The organism is Streptomyces sp. VNUA24, assembly GCF_029167005.1.
GTDB lineage: Bacteria > Actinomycetota > Actinomycetes > Streptomycetales > Streptomycetaceae > Streptomyces > Streptomyces scabiei.
The window spans coordinates 7,470,861-7,486,224 of sequence record NZ_CP119143.1 but is presented as its reverse complement, the minus strand read 5'-3'; the positions used below and the strand labels follow the sequence as shown (position 1 = coordinate 7,486,224).

Annotated in this window: 10 protein-coding genes; 3 read left to right on the top strand and 7 right to left on the bottom strand. The window is 70.7% G+C overall.

Going from position 1 to position 15,364, the window contains the following annotated elements; translation table 11 throughout:
• Window positions 1-67: 67 nt before the first annotated feature.
• Complete coding sequence (locus PYR72_RS32055; protein ID WP_275458501.1) at window positions 68-1,576, top strand: condensation domain-containing protein; 1,509 nt, start codon at window positions 68-70, stop codon at window positions 1,574-1,576.
• Between the two features lie 69 nt (window positions 1,577-1,645).
• Here the strand turns inward: PYR72_RS32055 and PYR72_RS32050 are convergent, their stop codons facing one another.
• From PYR72_RS32050 to PYR72_RS32025, 6 genes are all read right to left on the bottom strand, one after another.
• Window positions 1,646-1,999, bottom strand: a complete 354-nt coding sequence (locus PYR72_RS32050; protein ID WP_275458500.1) for a hypothetical protein — start codon at window positions 1,997-1,999, stop codon at window positions 1,646-1,648.
• Between the two features lie 122 nt (window positions 2,000-2,121).
• A complete protein-coding gene (locus PYR72_RS32045; RefSeq protein ID WP_275458499.1) occupies window positions 2,122-4,422 on the bottom strand; it encodes an FtsX-like permease family protein in 2,301 nt (766 codons plus the stop codon).
• On the bottom strand, window positions 4,419-5,105 hold the full coding sequence (locus tag PYR72_RS32040; protein ID WP_275460581.1) for an ABC transporter ATP-binding protein: 687 nt from the start codon (window positions 5,103-5,105) through the stop codon (window positions 4,419-4,421). Before PYR72_RS32040 ends, PYR72_RS32045 begins: the two co-directional genes overlap by 4 nt.
• Before the next feature lie 63 nt (window positions 5,106-5,168).
• A complete protein-coding gene (locus PYR72_RS32035) occupies window positions 5,169-5,624 on the bottom strand; it encodes a hypothetical protein (protein WP_275458498.1) in 456 nt (151 codons plus the stop codon).
• 219 nt (window positions 5,625-5,843) lie between these two features.
• Window positions 5,844-8,537, bottom strand: coding sequence for a pyruvate, phosphate dikinase (gene ppdK, locus PYR72_RS32030; protein WP_275458497.1), 2,694 nt, complete (start codon window positions 8,535-8,537; stop codon window positions 5,844-5,846).
• A gap of 571 nt (window positions 8,538-9,108) precedes the next feature.
• Complete coding sequence (locus tag PYR72_RS32025; RefSeq protein WP_275458496.1) at window positions 9,109-10,329, bottom strand: ROK family protein; 1,221 nt, start codon at window positions 10,327-10,329, stop codon at window positions 9,109-9,111.
• A 155-nt stretch (window positions 10,330-10,484) separates the two neighbouring features.
• Here PYR72_RS32025 and PYR72_RS32020 point away from each other — a divergent pair, with 155 nt between their 5' ends.
• Together PYR72_RS32020 and PYR72_RS32015 are read left to right on the top strand one after the other, a co-directional pair.
• Window positions 10,485-12,062, top strand: coding sequence for a hypothetical protein (locus PYR72_RS32020; protein ID WP_275458495.1), 1,578 nt, complete (start codon window positions 10,485-10,487; stop codon window positions 12,060-12,062).
• Window positions 12,059-13,999 carry a glycogen debranching N-terminal domain-containing protein gene (locus tag PYR72_RS32015; protein WP_275458494.1) on the top strand — a complete coding sequence of 647 codons (1,941 nt, stop codon included), beginning with the start codon at window positions 12,059-12,061 and terminating at the stop codon, window positions 13,997-13,999. The genes PYR72_RS32020 and PYR72_RS32015 overlap by 4 nt, the downstream gene beginning before the upstream one ends.
• Before the next feature lie 147 nt (window positions 14,000-14,146).
• On the opposite strand, the gene dusB is transcribed toward PYR72_RS32015, so the two are convergent.
• Complete coding sequence (dusB, locus tag PYR72_RS32010) at window positions 14,147-15,301, bottom strand: tRNA dihydrouridine synthase DusB (protein ID WP_275458493.1); 1,155 nt, start codon at window positions 15,299-15,301, stop codon at window positions 14,147-14,149.
• Between the last annotated feature and the right edge of the window lie 63 nt (window positions 15,302-15,364).

Below are 15,364 nucleotides of genomic sequence, written 5' to 3'. Positions count from 1 at the left end.
TTCACGAACCGACAACCCACGAACCCGTAATCGTCACTTCAGCAATTCACGAACAGAAAGCACCCGCGTGCTGCAGATTCCTTTCTCCGACGCCGCCGTCGCACCCGGGACCGTCATCTCCTGGTCCCTGCGCACGAAGAACTCCCCCCGTGACGGAAAGGATTCCTCTCCCGAACCGTCCTCCTGCCCTTCCCCCACGTCCTCTCCGGCCCCCCTCACATCGGCGTCCTTCAACCAGGACAAGCACCACTCGTCGTCCGAGGCGGCGCGCAGTACGAGCGACGGGATCGCCAGCTCGATCACGGTGACCTTCGAGATCACCGGCACCCTGGACACCGGGGCCCTCGAATCGGCGCTGCTGCTCCTCGTACGGCGGCACGAGGTGCTCCGCAGCGAGTTCCGGCGCCTGGCCGGTGATCTGAACTGCACGGCACTGGCGCCCGAATCCATCGTCCTGGAGGCGGAGCGGGTCGGCGACTTCCCCACCGGGGACGAACTGCACACCCATCTCGACAAGACGTTCAAGAGCATCGACACGCTGTCCTGGCCGCTGTTCCTCATGGGCGCGGTGGTCCGGGAGACGGGCGCGACCGTCTACCTCTGCTTCGACCACATCGTCTGCGACGGCCTGTCCATGCCGGTCGTCGTGAACGAACTCCAGACCGCCTACGCCGATTTCACCGGCGGACGGACTCCCCGGCTCCCCCCGGCGGGCAGCTATCTGACCTTCGGCGACGACCAGCGCCGCCGCTACACCTCCCTCGGCGCCGACGATGAACGCCTCACCTACTGGAAGGACTTCATCCGCGGGAACGGCGGCTTCTTCCCCCGGTTCCCCTTCGACCTGGGTGTGCCGGAGGACCACCTCTACCCCCTGGTCAACCGGGCCCTCCCCCTGCTGGACGCCGCTCGCACCGAGGCGCTCGCGGCGGGCGCCCGCGCGTCGGGAGGCAGTGTCTTCACCGCCGTACTGGCCGCCGCGGCGACGGCTCAGCACCGCTTCGGCGGGCCGGGGGTCTACCGGGGCCTGCTGCCCATCAGCGAACGGGCGGACGAGGGCGACGGGACGTACCAGCACTCCATCGGCTGGTTCGTGAACACGATGCCGATCGAGTTCCGCGTCACGGAGGGCGGGGCCGACCACGCGGCCACGATCGCGCGGGCCCGCACGGCCTACGGAGAGCTGCAGCGGCACGCCGACATCCCCTTCGTACGGGCATGGGAGCTGCTGGCCCCCGAGTCGTTCACCCTCCACCACTGGCCGTTCCCGGTGAACTTCTTCTCCTACATCGACTTCCGCCGGACCCCCGGAGGGCACCGGCACCCGCTCTGGAAGCCGATGCTGCACGTCTGGGCCGCTCGCGGCAACGGCATCAGCCACTGGTTCCACCGCACCGCCACGGGCCTCCACGTCAACATGCTGCACGTCGACACCCCCCAAGCACATGAGATCAGCGACGCCCTCCACGACGAGCTGGTCCGGGTCCTGCTGGAGATCGCGGGCGACCGTGACGCGGGCCGTCGGCCGGTGTCCATTCCCAGGCCGTCCCGCACGGCGACGACCGTGAGCGGCTGACCCCGGCGACGAGGTACCGAGGGCCCGGCGGGCGGCGGGCGGCATCCCGCCGCCCGCCGCCGCGCGGGCTCATCGGAACTCGTGCACGACCTCGATCGCGCCGACCATGTGCGCGTTGAACTCCTCCAGCTCCTCCGCCGGGACCCACAGCTCGAGAATGGTCCGGCCGCCGGCCTGCCGTACCGGGTACCGGCGCAGGAACCCGGACTCGACCTCGAACCGGGTGACGAACCCCGCCCCGTCGTGCTTCACGTTCCAGTCCCGCGCGATCCGCACCGCGTACGCCTCGTCGAGCACCGGGTAGAAGATCGGCTGCTCGGGCAGCCGGGGCGGCCAGGCCCGCCACCCCGACTCGCGCACCAGGTCCAGCTCCACGGGACCGGTGGGGCGCCACAGGGTCGTCGTCCCTCGCTGCGCGTTCACGGCTTCCTTCGCTCTCCGGGCCTACGGCGACCGCGGGTTCGGCCGGCCGGGGTCACCGACGGTATCCAGGGACCCGGTGCACCGGCCACAGGATTTGCCCGGCGAGCGCGCTGCCGTGCCGCTCAGTCCCGCCGGATCAGCTCCGGGTCGATCCGGCGCCCGACGAGGGGCAGCGCCCCGGCAGCGGCCACCGCCACCGCCCCGACCGCGCAGGCCAGCAGCAGGGGGATTCCTTCGCCGTCCCAGTAGACGGCACCGCCCCCGGTCACGAGATAGCTGGACTCGGCGAGCTTGCCCAGCACCACGGCCAGGACGAGACCCACGGCCAAGGGAACGACCACCTGGGCGACCTGGACGGCACGCAGCGTACGCGGCCGGGCGCCGAGCAACGACAGAGCGGTGACCTGGGGCTTCCGCTCGACGGCACGGTCGGTGGCGGCGACGAGGTAGGCGGCCACGCCGATGATCAGCCCCAGGACCATGCCGATGCCCAGGAGACTCTTGACCACGGTGATCTGCTGAAGAGACGTGACGACCACCCCCGGCGTCCCGACCTCGGTGGTGGGGTCCACACCGCCGATGCCGTCGAGGACCTGGCGGACGGTGTCGGGGGCTGAGCTGCTGAGGAGGGTGAGGGTGGCGGAGTCGGGACGGAAGCCTTCCGGCAGGGCTGAGGGCGGCATCAGCACGTCGCCGCTGTTGAAGATCGGCCAGCCCGGGTACCCGCTGAACCGTACTTTCTCTCGCGGCACCTCCACCTTCATGGCGTGCCGTCGTTCTTCTCCTCGGGAATCGAAGAGGAAGGTAGCTCCGGGCTTGCTCTCCTCGTTGTACAGCTGGTCCGGATCCCAGAGCCGGGCCGGGCGGCCGTCCACGCAGCTGTCCACTCTCGTCAGGATTCCGCGCAGTTGGTCGCATGTGGCCACCACGGCACGGATGGTGGGCATCATGTGGTCGATGTCTCCGCTGTCCCGCGAACCCATGACCACCGCGTGCGCGCGGACACCCCTCACCCGCTGGAAGGCCCGCTGCTTCTCGTCGGTGACGCCCTTGAGTGGAATGGTGTACTCCTGAACGGGCAGGGTGTTCTTGCTCACCTGGTCCAGTTCGATCAGCACTCCCTGTACCAGCGACGCTGCGAAGACCAGGATCACCAGTCCGGTCGCCACCCGCAACGCGCCCCCGGCTTCGACCTCGTTGCGCCGCATGGCGAGGCCCAGGGAGACCGAGCGGGTGGCACATGCCACCTTCTGGGCAAGGGTTCGCGAGAAGACCGGCAGCAGCATCACCAGCCCGATGCCGACCAGAACGACGGCAAGGGGCATGAGGATCGAGGAAAGTCCCGTTTCCCGAGGTGCGTTGTCCGTAGCACCGGCCACGCAGTAACCGATCACAATGCCCAGCCCCGGAACGAGCGGGAGCAGACCCCACTTCCCGGGCGCCCTCTCGACCGCGCTGCGGCGGACAGCCAGCGGATTCTCCGCCGCCTTCCTCGCACTGGCCCGGCCCACGAACCACGCGAGGGTCGGACAGCCGAGGAGGCAGACCAGGGCCGTGGACGGGGACAACGATCCGTCCGACGGGTACCACTTGAAGCCCGGCACTCCCACGCGTGAGACGAGTTGGTTGGCGACCTCGTAGATGCCGAGACCGAGCACGGCGCCCAGCGAGGCTGCCGCGACCGTCTCGGCGGCGTTGACCCGCTGAGTGCCTTTCCTACTGAGTCCCAGGAGTCGCAACGCGGCAAGTCTCCTGGTGCGAGCGGCTGCAGAGAGCCGTGCGCACACGGAGAGGAACACGGCCAAGGGCAGGAGGACAACGCCGGCCAAGGTGAAACGGACGATGTCGAGAGTAGAAGGGTCCACCGTGGGCGAGTCGGCGTACTCGCTACCGAAGAACCCCACGGGATCGCCGCCGCCCTCCAGTTCGTCCCGGGTGACGCCGACATACGCGTACAGCTCATCGGGATGAGCGAGCCCTTCGGCTCCGATGACACCTCGCTGCTCGCCGGGCAGCAGTTGAGCCAGGCCAGGTTCCCGCCGCAGAATCTCACTCAGCCGCGGAGAGACGAACAGTTCGCCCGGACCGGGAAGTTCGAACAGGCCCGGCGGTGGCTCGACAGGCTTCTCCCCTCGGTCCAGAAAGACCCGGGTGAGGGGTTCCCCAGCGTAGGGGTCGATCCTGGTGAGCAGGGAGGAACCGCCCGCAGGTACGACGCAGGCGAATCGGTACGGGTCAGTGACGCAATCCCGCTCGCGTGCCGCCTTGCGTCCGTCCTGTGCGGCCAGAATTCCCGGGATCGTGAGAACCATGGCCAGACAGCTCACCCCGATGGCACTCCCCGCGACCATGAGCAGGAAGCGCACTCGGCTGCCGCGCCCCCCTCCCATCAACAGCCGCACTCCCAGAAGGAGTTCCCTCACGACACCTCCCGCACCTGAGCCGAGAGGGTGCCGTCACGCATCGCGTAGCGGCTGTCCGCCCGGTCCGCGACCTCGGAGTCGTGAGTCACCAGCACCACCGCGGTCCCCTGCGAGCGAGCGAGGGTCAGGAACTCGTCGAGAACGGCTGTGGCATTGGAACTGTCGAGCGAACCCGTCGGCTCGTCCGCGAAGACCACGGCGGGGCGGTGCACCAGCGCGCGAGCCACAGCGATCCGCTGGCTCTGCCCCCCGGAGACCTGGGAAGGCCGTCGCTCGCGCAGATCAGCGAGTCCGAGTCGGCCGAGCACCTCCCCGGCGGCGGCATGGGCTTCCTTCTTGCGCTGTCCGGCGAGTCGCAAGGGCAGCGCGGTGTTCTCCTCCACCGTCAGCTCGGGCAGAAGCTCGCCGTACTGGAAGACGAACCCGAACCGTTCCCGCCGTAGTTCGCTCAACTCCTCGTCGTCGAGATCGGCGAGCAAGCGGCCCTCGAACCTGACCTCGCCACGGGCCACCGGCAACACCCCGGCCAGGCAGTACAGCAGGGAGGACTTCCCCGAACCGCTCTGCCCAGTGATCGCTACGACCTCCCCGCGACTCAGGGTGATCTCGGCGTTCCTGACTGCGGGGGTCTCACCGTAGAGAAGGTCGACTCCCGTGGCACACAGGACTTCTGATGTCTTGATCTCATTCCCCTAAGAAGAGCACGAGCCCAGGCGACGGCGCCTGGGCTGTGGATGCCGGCTGACTCAGCGGAGCTTGTACGAGAAGTACTTGGTGGGCGAGCAGTTGTCGGGCCGCAGGGAACCCCGGTCACGGCACACCCGGAACTTCGCGTTGTCCGTGTACTGCTGCGCTCCGCTCCAGTCCGAGTGGCGCATGCTCACCGTGCTGCGCTGCCGCCCGTAGTACCGGGCCCATCCGTGCCCTTCGACAGCGACCTGCACGTACACGTTGTGGCCGTCTCGCGGATACGCGTCCGTGAGCTTGCCGGCCCACTCGAATGAGCCGTGATCGGTACCAGGAGGGTTGAACTTGTACTTCCCGGCCGCGAATTCGACACCGTCCGACCTGAGCTGTGGGATCGACCCCTTCTGCGCCGCGAGCGCGGCCCCCGCACCCGAGAGGATCAGTCCGGCCGCCACCAACCCGGCCATCGCCTTCTTCATACGCACCTCCGTGATCATCAGCAGCTCACCAGCCACCAGTAACCACGGACTGTAACGTCGCAACTTCGCACAGAAACGATCGATCTACCCAATCACCACTGAATCAGGTGATCTTGGAGCACGCCCCCGCGCAAGCCGAAAGGGCGGCACCCCCCGCACGGGGTGCCGCCCTCTCTTCGTGGTCCGGAACCGCCGCCCATCGGTGAGGGTCGGTCGGGGACGAGCTGCGGTTCCGGGGTCTGGGCCCGGCGGGGCTCAGCGGTGGTCGCTGCCGATCGACTGCGACGCCGCGCGCCCGGCCTCCAGGCGGGCCACGGGGATGCGGAAGGGCGAGCAGGAGACGTAGTCGAGGCCCACCTCGTGGAAGAAGTGGACGGACTCCGGGTCACCGCCGTGCTCACCGCAGACGCCGAGCTTGAGGTCGGGGCGGGTCGCCCGGCCCGCCTCCGCCGCCAGCTTCACCAGGGAGCCCACCCCGTCCTTGTCGATCGTCTCGAACGGGCTGACGCCGAAGATGCCCTTCTCCAGGTACGCCGTGAAGAAGGACGCCTCCACGTCGTCGCGGCTGAAGCCCCACACCGTCTGCGTCAGGTCGTTCGTGCCGAAGGAGAAGAACTCCGCCGCCTCCGCGATCTGACCGGCCGTGAGGGCGGCGCGCGGCAGTTCGATCATCGTGCCGATCGACAGCTTCAGGGACACGCCCGTCGCCGCCTCGACCTCCGCGATCACCGCATCCGCCTCCTCGCGGACGATCTCCAGCTCCTGGACCGTGCCGACGAGCGGGATCATGATCTCGGCGCGCGGGTCGCCCTTGGCGTTCTTGCGCTCGGCGGCCGCCTCCGCGATGGCGCGGACCTGCATCGTGAACAGGCCGGGGATCACCAGGCCGAGACGTACGCCGCGCAGACCCAGCATCGGGTTCTGCTCGTGCAGGCGGTGGACGGCCTGCAACAACCGCAACTCGTTCTCGTGGGGCTCCTGGCGGGACTCCGCGAGAGCCACGCGGACCGACAGTTCCGTGATGTCGGGGAGGAACTCGTGCAGCGGCGGGTCCAGGAGACGGACCGTGACCGGGAGGCCGTCCATCGCGGAGAAGAGTTCGACGAAGTCCTGCTTCTGCAGCGGCAGCAGCGCCTTCAGGGACTCCTCGCGCACCGCCTCCGTGTCGGCCAGGATCAGCCGCTCGACCAGCTCGCGGCGGTCACCGAGGAACATGTGCTCCGTACGGCACAGGCCGATGCCCTGGGCGCCGAAACGGCGGGCGCGCAGCGCGTCCTCGGCGTTGTCGGCGTTGGCCCGCACCCGCAGGCGGCGCTTGCGGTCCGCGAAGGCCATGATCCGGTGGACGGCCTCGACCAGTTCGTCGGCGTCGTTGGCGCCGGCGTGCATCCGGCCCTCGAAGTACTCGACGACCGGGGAGGGGACGACCGGGACCTCGCCCAGGTAGACCTTGCCGGACGAGCCGTCGATGGAGATGAGGTCGCCCTCCTCCACCACGTGGCCGCCGGGAACCGTCATGCGCCGGCGCTTGGTGTCGACCTCCAGCTCCTCCGCACCGCAGACACAGGTCTTGCCCATGCCGCGCGCGACCACGGCCGCGTGGGAGGTCTTGCCGCCGCGCGAGGTGAGGATGCCCTCGGCCGCGATCATGCCGTCGAGGTCGTCGGGGTTGGTCTCCCGGCGGACCAGGATGACCTTCTCGCCCGAACGCGACCACTTCACGGCCGTGTACGAGTCGAAGACCGCCTTGCCGACCGCCGCGCCCGGGGAGGCGGCGATGCCGCGTCCGACCTGGGCGACCTTCGCGTCCTCGTCGAAGCGGGGGAACATCAGCTGCGCGAGCTGGGCGCCGGTGACCCGCTGGAGGGCCTCCGCCTCGTCGATCAGGCCCTGGTCCACCAGCTGGGTCGCGATACGGAAGGCCGCCCCGGCCGTGCGCTTGCCCACCCGCGTCTGCAGCATCCACAGCTGGCCGCGCTCGATGGTGAACTCGATGTCGCAGAGATCCTTGTAGTGGTTCTCCAGGGTCTCCATGATCTGCATCAGCTGGTCGTACGACTTCTTGTCGATGGCCTCCAGCTCCGCCAGCGGGACGGTGTTGCGGATGCCCGCCACCACGTCCTCGCCCTGCGCGTTCTGCAGGTAGTCGCCGTAGACGCCCTGGTGGCCGGAGGCGGGGTCGCGGGTGAAGGCGACGCCAGTGCCGGAGTCGGGCCCCAGGTTGCCGAAGACCATCGAACAGACGTTGACGGCCGTGCCGAGGTCGCCGGGGATGCGCTCCTGGCGGCGGTAGAGCTTGGCGCGGTCGGTGTTCCAGGAGTCGAAGACCGCGTGGATGGCGAGGTCCATCTGCTCGCGCGGGTCCTGCGGGAAGTCCCGGCCGGCCTCGGTCTTGACGATCTTCTTGAACTTGGTGACGAGCTTCTTGAGGTCGGCCGCCTCCAGTTCCGTGTCGACCGTGACCTTCTTGGCCGCTTTGGCCGCCTCCAGCGCCTCCTCGAAGAGGTCGCCGTCGACGCCGAGCACCGTCTTGCCGAACATCTGGATGAGGCGGCGGTAGGAGTCCCAGGCGAAGCGGTCGTCGCCGGCCTGCTTGGCCAGGCCCTGGACCGACTTGTCGGAGAGACCGATGTTGAGGACCGTGTCCATCATTCCGGGCATCGAGAACTTCGCGCCGGAACGGACCGAGACGAGGAGCGGGTCGTCGGCCTGGCCGAGCTTCTTGCCCATCCTCGCTTCGAGGGCCGCGAGGTGGGCGGTGACCTCGTCACGGAGTGCCGGGGGCTCGTCGCCGCTGTCCAGGTAGACCTTGCATGCCTCGGTGGTGATGGTGAAGCCGGGAGGCACGGGGAGACCGAGGTTGGTCATCTCGGCGAGGTTCGCGCCCTTGCCGCCGAGGAGGTCCTTGAGGTCCTTGTTGCCTTCGGTGAAGTCATAAACAAACTTCACGCCCTCAACGCTCTGAGCTACGTGGCCTACGTGGGGATCTTTGTTTTCCGACACAGGTCCCAACTCCTTGAGGACGCGGTGGCTGCCCTGACGGCCAGGAACATACCCAGATCGAAGGCACCTGGGTACGTCCACTTGCGCGTCATGCGCCCGTAACCACCCGTCCGCCAGGAGATCGAAAGTCAAGGCTTGGCAAGGAACCGCGCGGGAATGTGTTCACCTCTTGAACGCTCCCCTGCCCACCAGGCCCCCTAGCCGCTCAGATGAGCGGCATTCCACACGCCTGAGTTCGCTCGATGAACGATCAAAGGGTGGCACCGAGTGCCACCCTTTGAAGTCGCGGAACCGCTCATGATTCGCTCATCTGAGCGCAAGCCCTATCAGGGGTGGCGAGAATCACGCCCTCCGGGGAGCCCGGATTTCACGATGCGGACCGAAGACCGGGACGGAAACACGCTCGTCATACGGGCGCGAGGCGCACCCCCGGCCCGCTCGGACGAGCGGCACCGACGCCTCACCGCTCGACGGCACCCGACGCCTCACACGCCCGGCACCTCACACGCCCGGCACCTCACACCCCCAGCGCCGCCAGCCGCTCCTCCGCGCGCTCCGGCGCGTACAGGTGCTCGACGACCTGCGCGCCCGCCCCGATCAGGCCCGCCCGCTCCCCCAGTCTGGAGGTCACCACGTCCAGGTGGGCGGTGGAGCGGGGCAGGGCCCGCTGGTAGAGCAGTTCGCGGACGCCCGTGAGGAAGGGGGTTCCGGCCAGATCTCCCGCGATCATCAGGACGCCCGGGTTCAGCAGGGTCACCACCGTCGCCAGCACGTCCCCGACGGCCCGGCCCGCCTCCCGCGCGAGCGCCGTCGCGCCCGGGTGTCCGGCGGCCAGCAGCTCCCGTACGTCCGAGCCGGAGGCCGCGGGCACCCCCGCCTCCGCCAGCCGTCGGGCCACGGCGCCGCCGCTCGCGACCGCGGCGAGACAGCCGTACGAGCCGCACTTGCACAGCGCGTCCGCTCCCTGCGGGATCCGGATGTGGCCGATGTCGCCGGCGCCGCCGTCGACGCCCCGGTATATCGAGCCCCCGACCACCACGCCCGCGCCGATACCGGTGGACACCTTGACCAGCGCGAAGGCCGAGCAGTCGGCGTACCCGGTGCGCTGTTCGCCGTACGCCATGAGGTTGGCGTCGTTGTCGACGAGGACCGGGACCTCGGCCGGCCCGGACGCGTGTTCGGCGAAGGCGCGGGCCAGGCGTGCTCTTATGTCGTAGCCGTCCCAGCCGGGCATGATCGGCGGCTGGACGACCCGGCCGGTCTCGCTGTCGACGGGGCCGGGCACGGCGAGGCCGATGCCGCAGACCGCGTGCGCCGGGCGCCCCTCCTTCGCCAGCAACTCGGCGAACCAGCGGCCGAGTTCGTCCAGTACGGCGTCGGGGCCGTCCTCGATGACCAGGGTGCCGGTGTGCTCGGCCTGGATCTCGCCGGTGAGGGAGAGGACGGCGGCACGGGCGTGGCGGGTGTCGAGGTCGGCGGCGAGGACGAGGGCGTGCGCGTCGTCGAACTCCAGGGTGATGGACGGGCGTCCGCCGAGCGGGGAGCCGACGGGTCCGCCGGCGCCCTCGCGGAGCCAGCCCGCGCGGAAGAGACGGTCCAGACGCTGGCCCACGGTCGCCCGGGACAGGCCGGTGGCCTGCTGGAGCGCGCCACGGGTGGTCGCCCGGCCGCTGCGGACCAGCTCCAGCAGATCTCCGGCACCGGCATGACTGCCCACCCTCACACCCCTTCCGCTCATGCCGCCATTGTCGCGGCTTCTTCCGCATTCACTCCCGCGTACCCTCTTGCGTTCACCAACTCTGCATTACATATTGGGTTTTGCATGTTAAGTAGACGTAACCCTACGGTAGCTACTGCCGAACCGGTCGGCACCTTGTCCTCAGGGAGCCCTGCGTGGATCGCACTACCCAGCTCACCGCCCGTCGGTCCGGGACGGACGCGCACGTCGGCGGCGATGTATACGATCCGGTCGCGCCGACCGCGGTGACCGGCTCCGCCGCCTGTGCGGGCTCGCTGCATCGGGCCGCGGCGCGGGTGCTGGCCGACAACTGGACGGGGCGGTCCACGGTGCCGTCGCGCACGCTCTACCCCCACCAGTGGTCGTGGGACTCGGCGTTCATCGCGATCGGACTGCGCCATCTGTCGCCGCTGCGGGCGCAGACCGAGCTGGAGACGCTCCTCGGCGCGCAGTGGGGCGACGGACGGATCCCGCACATCGTGTTCAACGCCGCCGTGCCGCTGGACGCGTACTTCCCGAGCCCCGACTTCTGGCGCTCCTCGACCGCGGGACGCGCCGCGGGTGCCCCGCACTCCCCGCAGACCTCGGGGATCGTGCAGCCGCCGGTGCACGCGCTGGCGGCGTGGCTGGTGCACCGGGCGGACCCCGGGCTCTCACGGGCGCGCGGTTTCCTGGCCCGGGCGTACCCGCGGCTGGCGGCCTGGCACCGCTATCTGCTGCACCGCCGGGACCTGGGCGGCGGCGGCCTGGTGTCGGTCGTCCACCCCTGGGAGCAGGGCATGGACAACAGCCCGGCCTGGGACGCGCCGCTCGCCCGGATCGCCCCCGCCCCGGCCCGCTCCTTCCGGCGCGCCGACCTCGACCACGGCGCGGCCGAGGACCGGCCGACGGATCTGGACTACGGGCGGTACGTGCGGCTGGCGGCGGACTACCGGGACGCCGGGTATGCCGACGGCCAGGGCGAGTTCGCCGTCGAGGACCCGGCCTTCAACGCCCTCCTCATCGCCTCCGAGCACGCCCTCGCCCGCATCGCCAGGGAGCTGGGCGCGCCGGCCACCGCCCGGCACGCGCGGGCCGAGCGCCTGACGGCGGCGCTGGTGGAGCGGCTGTGGGACCCGGCCGAGGAGATGTTCCTCTGCCGGGACGTCACCACGGACGCCCTCGTTCCGGAGCGCTGCGTCTCCGGCCTGCTCCCCCTGCTGCTCCCCGGCCTCCCCCGCGACCTCACGGCCGCGCTCGTCCGGACGGTCCACGGGCCGCGCTTCGGACTGGGCGCGACCACCCGGCTCGTGCCGTCGTACGACCTGACCGGGGACGCCTTCGATCCGCACCGGTACTGGCGCGGGCCCGCCTGGTTCAACACCAACTGGCTGCTGGAGCGGGGGCTGCGGCTGCACGGGGAGCAGGACCGGGCCGACGCGCTGCGGGCGGCGCTGCTGGAGACCGCGGGTGCCTCCGGGTTCGCCGAGTACGTGGACCCGTACACCGGCGAGGCGTGCGGGGCGCTCGGCTTCGGCTGGACCGCCGCGCTCACCCTCGACCTGCTGCACCGGGGCGGCGGGCACACCGGCCGGCACCACGATCGTGACCAGGGCCACGAGCAGGGCCACGAGCAGGACCACGAGCAAGACCACGACCATGACCGCGGGCCGCACCACGGTCCGTACGGCGAACGGCAGCACGACGACGAGGTCGTGTTCGGCATGAGTGACCAGGGAGGGGACCGGGGATGACGGACCGGCAGCACCTGCTCGTGCGCGGCGGGACGTTCGCCGCCGTGGGCGACGGCGGTGACATCAGCGGAGTACGGGGCGGCAGCGCGCCGGACGGACTGTTCGTGCGGGACGCCCGGCATCTGAGCCGGTGGCAGCTGACCGTCGACGGCGCGGTCCCCGAGACGCTCACACCGGTCGCCGGCGGTGACACGGCCCGCTGTGTGCTCGTGCCCCGGGGCGGGCGCCGGGAGCCGCCCGCGTACACGCTCTTCCGTGAACAGGCCGTCTCCGACAGCGCGTTCGTGGAGACACTGCGGATCACGAGCAACCGTCCGGAGACGACGACCGTACGGATCGCCATCACCGCGGACGCCGACTTCACCGACCAGTTCGAGCTGCGCTCCGACTTCCGCACCTACGCCAAGAGCGGTGTCGTCCGGAAACGTGAAGTCCTCGACGACGGGGTGGAGTTCACCTACCGACGGGGCGAGTGGCGGTCGTGCACGACCGTGACGGCCGAGCCCGCGCCGGACGGTGTGGAGGAGACCGGCACGGGGGCGCGGCGCCTGGTCTGGACCCTCGATGTCGCGCCGCACGGCTCGGCGGAGCTGACCTGCCGGGTGATGGCGCGGCCGCACGGTGACCGGCGGGCCCTGCGGGTGCCGCGCTCGCCGGGCGCCGTGCGGGACCGGCTCCTCGCGGCGGAGGGCGAGTTCATGGAGGGCGTGGCCTTCCCCACCGGCTGGCCGGAGCTGGCCGCCGCGTGCGCGCGCGGGCTCGCCGATCTGGCCGCGCTCCAGGTCCCGGCGACCGGGCCGGAGGGGGAGAACCTGCGGGTGCCCGCCGCCGGAGCGCCCTGGTTCCTCACGCTCCTGGGCCGGGACGCCCTGCTGACCTCCCTCTTCGCGCTCCCCTACCGCCCGGAGCCGGCCGCCGCCACGCTGCTCGCGCTGGCCGCGGCGCAGGCGACGGAGGTCGGCGTCGGCTCGGTGGCCCAGCCCGGCAAGATCGTGCACGAGGTGCGGCACGGTGAGCTGGCGCACTTCGGGCAGGTGCCGTACGGGCGTTACTACGGCTCGGTGGACGCGACCCCGCTGTTCCTGGTGCTGCTCGGCGCGTACGTGGAGCAGACCGGGGACGTCACCCTGGCCCGCCGCCTCGAAGCCCAGGCGCGGGCGGCGGTCGGCTGGATGCTCGACCACGGCGGCCTCACCTCCCGCGGGTATCTGGTCTACCGCGCCGACCAGGGCGGTCTCGCCAACCAGAACTGGAAGGACTCCCCCGGCTCGATCTGCTCCGCCGACGGCAGCCGGCCCGCCGCCGGGCCGGTGATGGCGGCGGGCGCGCAGGGGTACGCCTACGACGCGCTGCGCCGCACCGCCGTGCTGGCCCGCACGGTCTGGGAGGACGAGGTGTACGCGGCGCTGCTCGAACAGGCCGCGGGTGATCTCCGGGACCGTTTCCAGCGGGACTTCTGGATGCCCGGGCACGGGTTTCCCGCGCTGGCGCTGGACAGCGAGGGGCGGCAGGTCGACGCGCTCGCCTCGGACGCGGGGCATCTGCTGTGGTCGGGGCTGCTGGACAAGGAGTACGGGAAGCAGGTGGGCCGACGGCTCCTGGAGCCGGACTTCTTCTCCGGCTGGGGGGTGCGGACGCTGGCCGCCGGGCAGCCCGCGTACCACCCGCTGTCGTACCACCGGGGGTCGGTGTGGCCGCACGACAACGCGCTGATCACGCTGGGGCTGGCGCGGTACGGGCTGCACGACGAGGCACGGGCGGTGGCCTCCGGCATGGTGGACGCGGCGACGGCGACGGGGCACCGGCTGCCGGAGGTGCTGGCCGGGTACGGGCGGGACACGCATCCGGAGCCGGTGCCGTATCCGCACGCGTGTGTCCGGGAGTCGCGCTCGGCGGCGGCGCCGTTGGCGTTGTTGACCGCGGTAGGCGGCGTCTAGTAGCTCGGGAGTGGGGGTTCGTCGGCGGGTGCGGGTCCGGTGGGGCTTCTCGCGCAGTTCCCCGCGCCCCTGGAAAGCAGGGGCTGCGCCCCTTGCTTTCCGGCCCGCACGCCCTCCGGCAGGCTTCCCGCCACCCTCTCGGGGGCCCTAGCCCCCGGACGTGTCCAGTTCGGCTTCCTCACCCACGCCTGCGCAGTCGTAGGGGTCCTTGAGCCAGCCGTCCGGGAGGACCACGCGGTTGTTGCCGGAGGTGCGGCCGCGTGGGCCGTCGGCTCCCGTCGGCCAGGGCTGGTCCAGGTCCAGCTCGTCCAGCCCGGCGCGGAGTTCGGCGAGGGAGGAGGTGACCGCGAGGCGCTTACGCATCTCGGAGCCCACCGCGAAGCCCTTGAGGTACCAGGCCACGTGCTTGCGGAAGTCGACGACACCCTTGGCCTCGTCGCCGCTCCACTCACCGAGCAGGGTGGCGTGCCGGACCATGACGTCGGCGACCTCCCGGAGCGCGGGCCGCGCGAGATCCTCCGTGCGCCCCTCGAACGCGGCCACCAGGTCCGCGAACAGCCACGGCCGCCCGAGGCACCCGCGCCCGACGACCACCCCGTCGCAGCCGGTCTCGCGGACCATCCGCAGCGCGTCCTCGGCCGACCAGATGTCGCCGTTGCCGAGGACGGGGATCTCGGGGACGTGCTCCTTGAGGCGGGCGATGGCGTCCCAGTCGGCCGTGCCGCCGTAGTGCTGGGCGGCGGTGCGGCCGTGCAGGGCGATCGCGGTGACGCCCTCCTCCACGGCGATACGGCCGGCGTCGAGGTAGGTGATGTGGTCGTCGTCGATGCCCTTGCGCATCTTCATGGTGACCGGCAGGTCACCCGCCCCGCTCACCGCCTCGCGGAGGATCGCGCGCAGCAGGTTCCGCTTGAACGGGAGGGCCGAGCCGCCGCCCTTGCGGGTCACCTTGGGGACCGGGCAGCCGAAGTTGAGGTCGATGTGGTCGGCCAGACCCTCCTCCGCGATCATGCGGACGGCCTTGCCGACGGTCGCCGGGTCCACGCCGTACAGCTGGATCGAGCGCGGCGTCTCGGTCGCGTCGAAGCGGATCAGCTGCATGGTCTTCTCGTTGCGCTCGACCAGCGCCCGCGTGGTGATCATCTCGCTGACGAACAGGCCCTTGCCGCCGCTGAACTCCCGGCACAGGGTGCGGAAGGGCGCGTTCGTGATGCCGGCCATGGGGGCCAGGACGACGGGCGGGGTGACGGTGTGCGGGCCGATCCGCAGGGGGGCGGGCGCGAGGGACACGGGCGTGGACATTCCCCCATTGTCACGCACGGGGACACCTGCCCGCGATTCATTAGTTAGGCGCACTACAGACTC